This window comes from Streptomyces sp. NBC_00554 (genome assembly GCF_041431135.1).
Taxonomy (GTDB): Bacteria; Actinomycetota; Actinomycetes; order Streptomycetales; family Streptomycetaceae; genus Streptomyces.
In genome coordinates this window covers 2,959,513-2,971,983 of record NZ_CP107799.1, presented here as the reverse complement: position 1 = coordinate 2,971,983, position 12,471 = coordinate 2,959,513, and the positions used below count along the sequence as shown (strand labels likewise).

General features: G+C 69.6%; 8 protein-coding genes. 6 read left to right on the top strand and 2 right to left on the bottom strand.

The genetic code is table 11. The annotated features are described in order from the left end of the window. Positions 1-30 precede the first annotated feature (30 nt). Together OG266_RS12820 and OG266_RS12815 are read right to left on the bottom strand one after the other, a co-directional pair. The gene (locus OG266_RS12820) at positions 31-1,215 is read right to left on the bottom strand and encodes a sorbosone dehydrogenase family protein (RefSeq protein WP_371545629.1); all 1,185 of its coding nucleotides are present in this window, start codon (positions 1,213-1,215) and stop codon (positions 31-33) included. Positions 1,216-1,365: 150 nt separating this feature from the next. Further along, on the bottom strand, positions 1,366-2,373 hold the full coding sequence (locus OG266_RS12815; protein ID WP_371545626.1) for an aldo/keto reductase: 1,008 nt from the start codon (positions 2,371-2,373) through the stop codon (positions 1,366-1,368). Positions 2,374-2,448: 75 nt separating this feature from the next. Here OG266_RS12815 and OG266_RS12810 point away from each other — a divergent pair, with 75 nt between their 5' ends. The 6 genes from OG266_RS12810 to serA all read left to right on the top strand — a co-directional run bounded on the left by OG266_RS12810 (position 2,449) and on the right by serA (position 12,470). Continuing rightward, the gene (locus tag OG266_RS12810) at positions 2,449-3,390 is read left to right on the top strand and encodes a 2-hydroxyacid dehydrogenase (RefSeq protein ID WP_371545623.1); all 942 of its coding nucleotides are present in this window, start codon (positions 2,449-2,451) and stop codon (positions 3,388-3,390) included. 454 nt (positions 3,391-3,844) lie between these two features. Further along, positions 3,845-6,808: a putative bifunctional diguanylate cyclase/phosphodiesterase gene (locus OG266_RS12805; RefSeq protein WP_371545621.1), complete on the top strand. Its 2,964-nt coding sequence runs from the start codon at positions 3,845-3,847 to the stop codon at positions 6,806-6,808. A gap of 228 nt (positions 6,809-7,036) precedes the next feature. Then, positions 7,037-8,893 (top strand): acetolactate synthase large subunit, encoded by a 1,857-nt coding sequence (locus OG266_RS12800; RefSeq protein WP_326720501.1) that lies wholly within the window; start codon positions 7,037-7,039, stop codon positions 8,891-8,893. 20 nt (positions 8,894-8,913) lie between these two features. After that, positions 8,914-9,441: an acetolactate synthase small subunit gene (gene ilvN / locus OG266_RS12795; RefSeq protein WP_266474764.1), complete on the top strand. Its 528-nt coding sequence runs from the start codon at positions 8,914-8,916 to the stop codon at positions 9,439-9,441. Positions 9,442-9,556: 115 nt separating this feature from the next. Next, complete coding sequence (ilvC, locus tag OG266_RS12790; RefSeq protein WP_266474762.1) at positions 9,557-10,558, top strand: ketol-acid reductoisomerase; 1,002 nt, start codon at positions 9,557-9,559, stop codon at positions 10,556-10,558. A gap of 313 nt (positions 10,559-10,871) precedes the next feature. Next, complete coding sequence (gene serA / locus OG266_RS12785) at positions 10,872-12,470, top strand: phosphoglycerate dehydrogenase (RefSeq protein WP_266474761.1); 1,599 nt, start codon at positions 10,872-10,874, stop codon at positions 12,468-12,470. Position 12,471: the final 1 nt, after the last annotated feature.

Below are 12,471 nucleotides of genomic sequence, written 5' to 3'. Positions count from 1 at the left end.
TCGCGCACTACGCCACCGCCGGCTCCAGGATCACGTCACCTCCAGCTCAAGAATCCTGTCGTCCCCCGCTCCGGGGCTGCCCCGCCCGTCCGTCTCGCTCGTCACCAGCCACAGCTTGTCGCCGCCCGCCGACACCACCGTGCGCAGGCGGCCGTAGTCACCCTCCAGGAACGCCTGGGGTTCGGCGGAGGCCTTCGTGCCGTCCAGGGGGATGCGCCACAGGCGTTGGCCCTTGAGGCCCGCCATCCATATGGAGCCCTCCGCGTAGGCGATGCCGCTCGGGGAGGCGTCGTCCGTGGGCCACTGGGCGATCGGGTTCAGATACTTGGAGTCGTCGCTCTCGCCCTCGACCACCGGCCAGCCGTAGTTCCCGCCCGGCTTGATCTGGTTCAGCTCGTCCCAGGTGTCCTGGCCGAACTCGGCCGCCCACAGGCGCTGCTTGTCGTCCCAGGCGAGGCCCTGGACATTGCGATGCCCGTACGAGTAGACGACCGAGTCGCCGAACGGATTGCCCGGCGCCGGCTCGCCCTCCGGCGTCATCCGCAGGATCTTGCCGCCCAGCGACTTCGTGTCCTGGGCCAGACCCGTCTGCCCCGTCTCACCCGCGCCCGCGTACAGCATCTTGTCCGGGCCGAACGCGATCCGGCCGCCGTTGTGGATGTACCCCTTGGGGATGCCCTTGAAGATCGTGTCCGGCGAGCCCAACTGCTCCCCGGACGGCTTGCTCTCGTCGTACAGCATGCGGACGATGCGGTTGTCCGACACCGTGGTGAAGTACGCGTAGACGAAATGGTCCGAGGCATAGTCGGGGGAGAGCGCGATCCCGAGGAGGCCGCCCTCTCCCTCCGGGGCCACCCCGGGCACCTCGCCCAGCTCCGTCTTCTTGCCTGTCTCCTTGTCGACCCGCGTGATCGTCCCCTCGTCGCGCGAGGACACCAGCAGGTCGTCCTCGGGCAGTGGTGCCAGGCCCCAGGGGGAGTCGAGGTCCTCGGTGACGGTGCGCACGACCTTCACCGTGCCCTTGGCCGGTGGTGGCTCCTCGGTGGACTGCTCGGAAGGCGAGGCCCCGGGCTCAGTACTCCCGCCACCGGTGCTGCTGCTCGGCGACGTGCTCCCACCGCCCGCCGCCCCTCCGTCGTCGGAGGAACAGCCGGCCGTCACCAGAAGCGCGGCCGCGGCCAACACGGCCGTCACCACTCGTCGTTGCACGATCATGGGGTCCCTTCGACGCGGCGGTCCTACTGTTCATACACCGCTCGCGTCCCACGAGTTCCCGATCACGGAGACGTATATCCAGCCCCGTGCTCCCGGGCACCTACTCACGGCACATACTCCTGCTCACGGCACGTACCCCGCGAACGCGCCCTACTCCCAGGATCCCTGCGCCCCCGGCAGTCCCGCCACCTCCGCCAGATCCTCCGCCGACAGCTCCAGCCCCGCCGCCCCCGCGTTCTCCGCGACCCACCGCTCCTGCTTGGCCCCCGGCACCGGCACCACGTGCCGCCCCTGCGCCAGCACCCACGCCAGCGCCACCTGCGCCGGGGTGACAGCGTTCTCGTCGGACCCGTGCCGCCGGGCGACGCGGCGCAGGCCGACGACGATCGGCTGGTTCGAGGCCATCATCTCGGCGGTGAAACGGGGATGCCGGGCGCGTACGTCGTCGGGCTCAAAGCCCTCGCCCGGGGTCAGCGTGCCGGTCAGGAAGCCGTTGCCGAGGGGCATCGCCGCCAGGAAGCCCACCCCGCGCGCCGCACACCAGGGCAGCAGCGCGTCCAGCGCCTCCGTGGACCACACCGACAGCTCGGCCTCCACGGCGCTCACGGGGAAGACCTGCTGCACCCGCTCCAGCTGGCGGATCGTTCCGTCGTGCAGCCGTGCCCCCGAGCGGCGGGCGGAGCGGGCGCCCACCGCGCACAGCCCGAGCGAGCGCACCTTGCCGGCCGTCACCAGCTCCGCCATCGCACCCCAGGTCTCCTCGACGGGAACCTCCGGGTCCACGCGGTGCAACTGGTAGAGGTCGATCACGTCCGTCTGCAGTCGGCGCAGCGAAGCGTCGCACGCCCGCTTCACATAGCCGGGGCGGCCGTTGGCCACGATGTGCTGCTCACCCACCAGCAGGCCGACCTTGGTCGACACGAAGGCCTCGCGGCGCCGCTCCTTCAGTACCCGCCCCACCAGCAGCTCGTTGGTGAAGGGGCCGTACATGTCGGCCGTGTCGAGCAGTGTCGTACCCCGGTCGAGTGCCGCGTGCACGGCGCGGAGCGACTCCTCACCGCGCTGCCGGGAACCGGTGTACGCCCAGTTCATCGGCATGCACCCGAGCCCGACCGCTCCCACTTCGAGCGCCGCCGCCCCGATCGTCCTGCGCTCCACCTGGCCGCAACCCTCCCTCTCCGGCTCCCCAACCTAACCTCTGCGCGTCCAAGCGCCTGACATAGCCTCGTGAGCATGACTTCCGACGTATGGCTACCCTTTCGCGCCGACGACATCGACGGGCTTCCCGAAAGCCTCAACTACCGCTACTGGAATGGTGACCTGGAGTTTCCCGCAGATCCGGCCGACTGCGAGTTCTATGTCGTGCCCTATATGCAGCCGCCCGCCGTCTCGCAGCGGCCGATGCCCGAAATGACCTCGGTGCGGGTCGTGCAGACGCTCTCCGCCGGTGTCGACCACGTCCTGCCGAGCATGGAAGTCCTGCGCCCCGGTGTGCAGTTGTGCAACGCGCGCGGGGTGCACGAGGCGAGCACCGGCGAGCTCGCCCTCGCGCTGATCCTCGCCTCGCTCAGGGGCATCCCCGGATTCGTGCGAGCGCAGGACAAGGGGGAGTGGGGCTCGGGGTTCCACCCGGCACTGGCCGACAAGTCCGTACTCATCGTGGGGTACGGGTCGATCGGGTCCGCCATCGAGGACCGGCTCACTCCCTTCGAGCTCGCGCGGGTGGCGCGCGTCGCGCGCTCCGCGCGCACCACGGAGCGCGGGCCCGTGCATCCGCTCACCGAACTGCCCGCCCTGCTGCCCGAGGCCGACATCGTCGTCCTGTCCGCGCCCCTCAACGACACCACCCGTGGCCTGGTGAACGCCGACTTCCTCTCCCACATGAAGGACGGCGCCCTCCTGGTGAACGTCGCCCGCGGCCCCGTCGTCGACACCAAGGCGCTCCTCGCCGAGCTGGAGAGCGGCCGCATCACCGCGGCCCTCGACGTCACCGACCCCGAACCGCTGCCCCAGGGGCACCCGTTGTGGCAGGCGCCGGGCGTGCTCATCAGCCCCCATGTCGGCGGCCCCACGTCCGCGTTCCTGCCGCGCGCCAAGCGGCTCCTGGTCGCGCAGTTGAACCGCTTCGTGAACCGGGAGCCGCTGCGGAACGTGGTCCTTACGACAGGCGCGTAGGTCACTTCACGACGGGCGCGCAGGTCGCTTCAAGACGGGCGCGCGGGCCACCTCCCGTTCGCTCCCCGTCCGCTTTTGACACCCTCCGCAGTTCTTCGAATGCGGGCAGTGCCGACAAACTCCCTGGTCGTCACGGAGCGTAGAGGAACTATGTCCCTGAGTGACGAGACTGGTGTATCGTCCCGACAGGGGCTGCGCCGCGCACCGTTCGGCGCCGGGGATGGATTTTCAGACTGCGAGGGGGGCGACGGGCGATGCACGGCCTATGGACCAACGATCCGACGCGGCAGGGCCGCCGACGACGACCCTGGCGCGCGGCCACGCGGAGACGCGGGCAATGCGGCCACAGTGGCCACGGCGGTCATCACCACCGCAGGCACAACGGCCGCCGAAGGCATGGACACCCGGCGCACGCGGACCAGCGGGACCCCGGCGCGCGGACCGGGTGGGCCCGGTGAGCTCCCCCGGAGCGCTGCTGACCCGTCGGCCGGCGCTCGGTGGCGGGACGGGCCTGTTCTCGCAACTCGTACTGGCCCTGGTGTGCGCGGGATACGCCCTCGGTTCCGCGCTCGGCTGGGGCTCCGTGACCCTCGGCCTCGTCATGGGCGACTTCGGGCTGAGCGCCGCAGCGGGTATCGCGGCGGTCTCCTGTTTCCGCTACGCCCACAGTCGCCGCAGCCGCTTTCGACCCGCATGGCTGCTGTTCGCGCTCTCCTCCACCATGGCCTGCCTGGGCAACGCCGTCTGGGGGTGGTACGAGGTGGTTCTCGACCGCCCCGTGCCCAGCCCCAGCTACGCCGACCTGTTCTTCCTCTGCTTCGCGCCGCCCGCCATCGTGGGTCTGCTCGTGCTCGCCAAGAGGCCCGTGACCAAGGCGGGTTGGGTCTGCCTTGCGCTCGACTCGTGGTTAATCGGTGGCTCTTTGCTCACGCTGTCCTGGAGCCTCGCGCTCGCCCAGGCGGCGAAGTTCGACGGGCCGAGCGTCGCGCACACCGCGCTGTCACTGGCGTATCCGCTGCTGGACATCGCGCTGGTCAGCATGGTGCTGGCGCTGCACTTCCGGCGCTCGTCGGTGAACCGCTCCGCGGTGAACACCGCGATCGGCGCGCTCGCCCTGACCGTGATGTGCGACGCCCTGTTCACCTCGCCCCTGCTGCACAACGACTACCGCTCCGGGCAGCTCCTCGACGCCGGCTGGTTCGCCGGCTCGCTGCTCCTCGCGTACGCCCCCTGGGTCGGCCCCCGGCACGGTCAGCCGGACACCGGCCGGTACGACACGGACGGGCACGCGCGCGTGGTGCACGAGCACATCCCGGGGCGGCGGCAGGAGGGGCAGCCGAGGCACCCGGGAGGACAGGTGCACGTACCCCTCCACGGCGGAGGCCACAGTCGATATCCGGCCACCCGCCCCATCGCTGGATCGCTGGCCGCGCTCACGCCCTATCTGGCCGCCGCCGTCTGCACGCTGGGGATCCTCTACAACGTTCTGAACGGCCGCAATGTCGACCGGGTGGTGCTCATCACCGCCGGCCTGGTCGTGCTCGCCCTCGTCGTCCGCCAGGGCATCATGCTCCTCGACAACATCACCCTCACCCAGGAACTGGCCCAGAAGGAGAACCACTTCCGCTCCCTGGTGCAGGGCTCAAGCGACGTCATCATGATCGCAGCCCCGAACGGCATTCTGAGATACGTCAGTCCGGCCGCCGCGGGAGTCTACGGACGGGACGCCGAGGACCTCGTCGGCTCCGAACTCGCCTCGCTCATCCACCCCGAGGACCTCGGCTGCGTGGTCCACGAAGTGCGCCGCTTCCTGGCCGCCAGCCACACCGAGGAGCCCACGACCCGCATCGAGTGCCGCTTCAGGTCCGGCGACGGCGGCTGGCTGAACGTGGAGTCCACCGTCAACCGCCACCACGGCGGCCTCATCTTCAACAGCCGTGACGTGACCGAACGGGTGCGTCTGCAGGCGCAGTTACAGCACAATGCCGAGCACGACCCGCTGACCGACCTGCCCAACCGCGCGCTGTTCACCCGGCGCGTCCAGCAGGCGCTTTCCGGCCGCCGCTCCTCGGACCGCGGCACCGCCGTTCTCTTCATCGACCTGGACGGCTTCAAGGCCGTGAACGACACGATCGGGCACCAGGCCGGCGACGAGCTGCTCGTCCAGGCCGCCCGCAGACTCCAGGACTCCGTGCGGCAGGGCGACACCGCGGCCCGGCTCGGCGGCGACGAGTTCGCGGCGCTCATCGTCGGCGACGGCACCCGCGACCGCACGGCGCGCGAACACCAGATCCTCGAACTCGCCGACCGCCTGAGGCTCACGCTCTCGCAGCCGTACGCCATCGACGGCAACGATGTCCGGGTCGCCGCGTCCATCGGCGTCGGCTTCGCCGAACCCGGCCTGGGCGCCGGTGAGTTGCTGCGCAACGCCGACCTCGCCATGTACCGGGCCAAGGCGACGGGCAAGGGCCGCGTCGAGCTGTACGCGCCCCAGATGCAGCAGGACGTCGTACGCAAGGCGGAGCTGGCGACGAGGCTGCGCTCCGCGCTGCAGGACGGTGAGTTCACGCTGCTGCACCAGCCCGTGGTCTCGCTCGACAACGGCCGGATCGCGACGGTCACCGCCCAGGCCCGCTGGCGCTCCTCGCAGGGCGTGCTCTTCACGCCCGCAGAGTTCCTGCGCGTCGCCGAGGACAGCGACCGCACCGCCGAGCTGAGCCGCTGGATGCTCGAAGAGGCCATCGAGCAGGCCGCCGCGCGTGCCGCCACCGGAATCACGGCGCCCGTCGCGGTCCGGATGAACGCCCGGCGCCTGCTGGACCGCTCCGGGCCCCTCGGCTCGGTGGAGGCCCTGCTGACCCGGCACGGGCTCCCCTCCGGCGCCCTGATCATCGAGCTGTCCGAAACCGACCCCCGGGTCTCCCTGGACGAACTGGAGCGCCGGCTGAACGCGCTGCGGCGGCTCGGCGTCCGGATCGCCCTGGACGGCTTCGGCAGCGGCTATGCCGCCATCACGGCGCTCAGAAGGCTCCCCATAGATGTGCTGAAACTCGACAGGGACCTCGTCGAGGGTGTCGTCGAGTCCGCGCGGCTGCACAAGATCACCAGTGGGCTGCTGCGTATCGCCACCGACCTCGGGCTGCAGTCCGTGGCCGAGGGCGTGGACCTTCCGGAGCAGGTCATCGCCCTGCGCGCGATGGGCTGCACCCATGGACAGGGCATGGCGTTCTCCGCGCCGCTGGACGAGTACCGGCTGCGCAGAGCGCTGTCCATGGGCCACTACCCCGTGCCCCACGGGCCCGTCGAGCCCGCGTTCGCGGGCGGCGGCGCTGGGGTGTACACCGGTGGTGTGCCTGCTGTCTATGGAGGCGGTACGGTCCTCCGCTCACATAATGAGACTCCCGTCCCACCCACTTGACAGTCGGTGCGTGCCGGGGGGAGGGTCAATGCCATGCGCACCCGAATTCTCGTACTTGGAAAGCGCGTCGGCTGAACTGGGACCCACCGGATCGACAGAACCGGAATCCCCAGTGAACGCACCGGCGCGCTCCCCTCGCTTGCCTCACGGCACGAGGGGTTTTTTGTTGCACAGGCACCAGTCGTACACCGCACAAACTTCGCAAAAACCCTCAGCATCGAGAAGAGAATGCCGATGACCGAGCAGGCCACCGGGGCCCACCATCCGCAGCCGCGGCCCCGATCCGGAGGACAGCAGTCCGCGCCCGAGCAGGTGACGGGTGCGAAGTCCCTCATCCGTTCTCTTGAGGAAGTCGGGGCCGACACGGTATTCGGCATTCCCGGCGGCGCGATCCTTCCGGCCTACGACCCGCTGATGGACTCCCAGCGCGTGCGGCACGTGCTCGTCCGTCACGAGCAGGGCGCGGGTCACGCGGCCACCGGTTACGCGCAGGCCACCGGCAAGGTCGGCGTCTGCATGGCGACCAGCGGCCCCGGCGCCACCAACCTGGTGACCCCGATCGCCGACGCGCACATGGACTCGGTGCCGCTCGTGGCGATCACCGGGCAGGTCGCGTCCAAGGCGATCGGCACGGACGCCTTCCAGGAGGCGGACATCGTCGGCATCACCATGCCGATCACCAAGCACAACTTCCTGGTGACCCGCGCCGAGGACATCCCGCGGACGATCGCGGAGGCCTTCCACATCGCCTCCACCGGCCGCCCCGGACCCGTCCTCGTCGACATCGCCAAGGACGCACTCCAGGCGCAGACCACCTTCCAGTGGCCGCCCACCCAGGACCTGCCCGGCTACCGCCCGGTGACCAAGCCGCACGCCAAGCAGATCCGCGAGGCCGCCAAGCTGATCACCGCCGCGAAGCGGCCCGTCCTCTACGTCGGCGGCGGCGTCCTCAAGGCCAATGCCACCGCCGAGCTGAAGGTCCTCGCAGAACTCACCGGAGCGCCCGTCACCACCACACTGATGGCGCTCGGCGCATTCCCCGACAGCCACCCGCTGCACGTGGGAATGCCGGGCATGCACGGTGCGGTCACCGCCGTCACCGCGCTGCAGAAGGCCGACCTGATCGTCGCCCTCGGAGCCCGCTTCGACGACCGCGTCACCGGCAAGCTGGACAGCTTCGCCCCGTACGCCAAGATCGTCCACGCCGATATCGACCCCGCGGAGATCGGCAAGAACCGCGCCGCCGACGTGCCGATCGTCGGTGACGCCCGCGAGGTCCTCGCCGACCTGATCCAGGCCGTGCAGAAGGAGCACAGCGAGGGCCACACCGGCGACTACAGCGCCTGGTGGAAGGACCTCAACCGCTGGCGCGAGACGTACCCGCTCGGCTACGAGCAGCCCGACAACGGGTCGCTCGCCCCGCAGCAGGTCATCGAGCGCATCGGCCAACTCGCCCCGGAGGGCACGATCTTCGCGGCGGGCGTCGGCCAGCACCAGATGTGGGCCGCGCACTACGTCCAGTACGAGAAGCCCGCGACCTGGCTGAACTCCGGTGGCGCCGGAACGATGGGCTACGCGGTCCCGGCCGCGATGGGCGCCAAGGCCGGCCGGCCGGACCGTACGGTCTGGGCGATCGACGGCGACGGCTGCTTCCAGATGACCAATCAGGAGCTCACCACCTGCGCCCTGAACAACATCCCGATCAAGGTCGCCATCATCAACAACGGCGCCCTCGGGATGGTCCGCCAGTGGCAGACCCTCTTCTACAACCAGCGCTACTCCAACACAGTGCTGCACTCGGGCCCCGAGGCGAGCGGCAAGGAGCCGAGCGCCGGCACCCGCGTCCCCGACTTCGTGAAGCTGTCGGAGGCCATGGGCTGTTACGCGATCCGCTGCGAGTCCCCGGACGACCTCGACAAGTGCATCGAAGAGGCGAACTCGATCAACGACCGCCCGGTCGTGGTCGACTTCATCGTCCACGAGGACGCCATGGTGTGGCCGATGGTCGCGGCCGGCACCTCCAACGACGAGGTCATGTTCGCCCGGGACGTCCGCCCCGACTTCGGCGACAACGAAGACGACTGAGAGAGAGCCGAGTCAGACCCATGAGCAAGCACACCCTCTCCGTCCTCGTCGAGAACAAGCCCGGTGTCCTCGCCCGGATCACCGCCCTGTTCTCCCGGCGCGGCTTCAACATCGACTCGCTCGCCGTCGGCGTCACCGAGCACCCCGAGATCTCGCGCATCACCATCGTGGTGAACGTGATCGAGGCGCTGCCGCTCGAGCAGGTCACCAAGCAGCTCAACAAGCTCGTCAACGTTCTGAAGATCGTCGAGCTGGAGCCCGGCTCCGCGGTTCAGCGCGAACTCGTTCTGGTGAAGGTGCGCGCCGACAACGAGACGCGCTCCCAGGTCGTCGAGATCGTCCAGCTGTTCCGCGCCAAGACGGTCGACGTCTCCCCGGAGGCCGTCACCATCGAGGCCACCGGCGGCAGCGACAAGCTGGAGGCCATGCTCAAGATGCTGGAGCCGTTCGGCATCAAGGAGCTCGTCCAGTCCGGCACGATCGCGATCGGCCGCGGCGCGCGCTCGATCACCGACCGGTCGCTGCGCGCGCTCGACCGATCTGCCTGAGGCTTGAAACGGGCGGTCGGCGATCGTCGACCGCCCGTATGCCGAGACCCGAAAACTTCCCTTCCCCCGCCCGCCGTACGGTGGGACGCAACACCGCACACCAAGGAGAACCCCAGTGGCCGAGCTGTTCTACGACGACGACGCCGACCTGTCCATCATCCAGGGCCGCAAGGTCGCGGTCATCGGCTACGGCAGCCAGGGCCACGCCCACGCGCTGTCGCTGCGCGACTCGGGTGTCGACGTCCGCGTCGGTCTGCACGAGGGCTCCAAGTCCAAGGCCAAGGCCGAGGAGCAGGGCCTGCGCGTGGTGACTCCGGCCGAGGCCGCCGCCGAGGCCGACGTCATCATGATCCTGGTGCCGGACCCGATCCAGGCGCAGGTCTACGAGGAGTCCATCAAGGACAACCTCAAGGAGGGCGACGCGCTGTTCTTCGGCCACGGCCTGAACATCCGCTTCGACTTCATCAAGCCGCCGGCCGGCATCGACGTCTGCATGGTCGCCCCGAAGGGCCCGGGCCACCTGGTCCGCCGCCAGTACGAGGAGGGCCGCGGCGTTCCGTGTATCGCGGCCGTCGAGCAGGACGCCACCGGCAAGGCCTTCCCGCTGACGCTGTCGTACGCGAAGGGCATCGGCGGCACCCGCGCCGGCGTCATCAAGACGACCTTCACCGAGGAGACCGAGACCGACCTGTTCGGTGAGCAGGCCGTCCTCTGCGGTGGCACCGCGGCGCTGGTCAAGGCGGGCTTCGAGACGCTGACCGAGGCCGGCTACCAGCCGGAGATCGCGTACTTCGAGTGCCTCCACGAGCTGAAGCTCATCGTCGACCTCATGTACGAGGGCGGCCTGGAGAAGATGCGCTGGTCCGTCTCCGAGACCGCGGAGTGGGGCGACTACGTCACCGGCCCGCGCATCATCACGGACGCCACCAAGGCCGAGATGAAGAAGGTCCTCGCCGAGATCCAGGACGGCACCTTCGCCCGTGAGTGGATGGCCGAGTACCACGGCGGTCTGAAGAAGTACAACGAGTACAAGACCCAGGACGAGAAGTCCCTCCTGGAGACCACCGGCAAGGAGCTCCGCAAGCTCATGTCGTGGGTCGACGCCGACGAGGCGTAAGCCGTACGTCCAAGGGGTCGGAGCAGTCTGCTCCGGCCCCTTCGGCGAACCACCGGTAACGCTTGGAAACCGGCGTTGTCCATCCCGTCCAGCCACGGACGGGTGATCCTTCCGCAGAGGCGTAAGGCGGCCCGTTCGGCGCCACTACACTGCTGCACATCATTAACGCGTCAGGCCCACAGCGTCGTGCGTCTTCCACGCGGCTAGCTAAGCGACACCGGGGAAATGCAGGTGCGTTCCCAAGGCCGTTTACCACCCTCCACCGCATGCGGCCGTCGGGACGGCCGTCCGCATTGGACCTGTGAGGACTCACGTGAGCACTGCGTCATCCAAGCCCGTCGTACTCATCGCTGAAGAGCTGTCGCCCGCGACCGTCGACGCCCTGGGCCCCGACTTCGAGATCCGGCACTGCAACGGCGCGGACCGCGCCGAGCTGCTGCCCGCGATCGCCGATGTCGACGCGATCCTGATCCGCTCGGCCACCAAGGTCGACGCCGAGGCCGTCGCGGCCGCGAAGAAGCTGAAGGTCGTCGCACGAGCCGGCGTCGGCCTGGACAACGTGGACGTGTCCGCCGCCACCAAGGCCGGCGTGATGGTCGTCAACGCCCCCACCTCGAACATCGTGACCGCCGCCGAGCTCGCCTGCGGTCTGCTTCTCGCCACCGCACGCCACATTCCGCAGGCCAACACGGCGCTGAAGAACGGCGAGTGGAAGCGCAGCAAGTACACCGGCGTCGAGCTCGCCGAGAAGACCCTCGGTGTCGTCGGCCTCGGCCGTATCGGCGCGCTGGTCGCGCAGCGCATGTCGGCGTTCGGGATGAAGGTCGTCGCGTACGACCCCTACATCCAGCCCGCGCGGGCCGCGCAGATGGGCGTGAAGGTCCTTTCCCTCGACGAGCTGCTCGAGGTCTCGGACTTCATCACCGTGCACCTTCCCAAGACGCCTGAGACCCTCGGTCTCATCGGCGACGAGGCGCTGCACAAGGTCAAGCCGTCGGTCCGGATCGTCAACGCCGCGCGTGGCGGGATCGTCGACGAGGAGGCGCTGTACTCGGCGCTCAAGGAAGGCCGCGTCGCCGGCGCCGGCCTCGACGTGTACTCGAAGGAGCCCTGCACGGACTCCCCGCTCTTCGAGCTCGACGAGGTCGTCTGCACCCCGCACCTCGGCGCATCCACGGACGAGGCGCAGGAGAAGGCCGGTGTCTCCGTCGCCCGCTCGGTGCGCCTCGCGCTCGCCGGTGAGCTGGTCCCGGACGCGGTGAACGTCCAGGGCGGCGTCATCGCCGAGGACGTCAAGCCGGGCCTGCCGCTCGCCGAGAACCTCGGTCGCATCTTCACCGCGCTCGCGGGCGAGGTCGCGGTCCGTCTCGACGTCGAGGTGTACGGCGAGATCACCCAGCACGACGTCAAGGTGCTCGAACTCAGCGCTCTGAAGGGTGTGTTCGAGGACGTCGTCGACGAGACCGTCTCGTACGTCAACGCCCCGCTGTTCGCGCAGGAGCGTGGCGTCGAGGTCCGGCTGACCACCAGCTCGGAGTCCCCGGACCACCGCAATGTCGTCACCGTGCGCGGCACGCTCAGCGACGGCCAGGAGGTCTCGGTGTCCGGCACGCTCGCGGGCCCCAAGCACCTGCAGAAGATCGTCGCCGTCGGTGAGTACGACGTGGACCTGGCGCTCGCCGACCACATGGTCGTGCTCGGCTACGAGGACCGTCCCGGCGTAGTCGGCACCGTCGGCCGGATCTTCGGCGAGGCGGGCATCAACATCGCCGGTATGCAGGTCGCGCGTGCGGCCGCCGGTGGCGAGGCCCTCGCGGTCCTCACCGTCGACGACACGGTCCCGCAGAACGTCCTCACGGAGGTGGCCGACGAGATCGGCGCGACGTCGGCACGGTCGGTCAACCTCGTCTGAG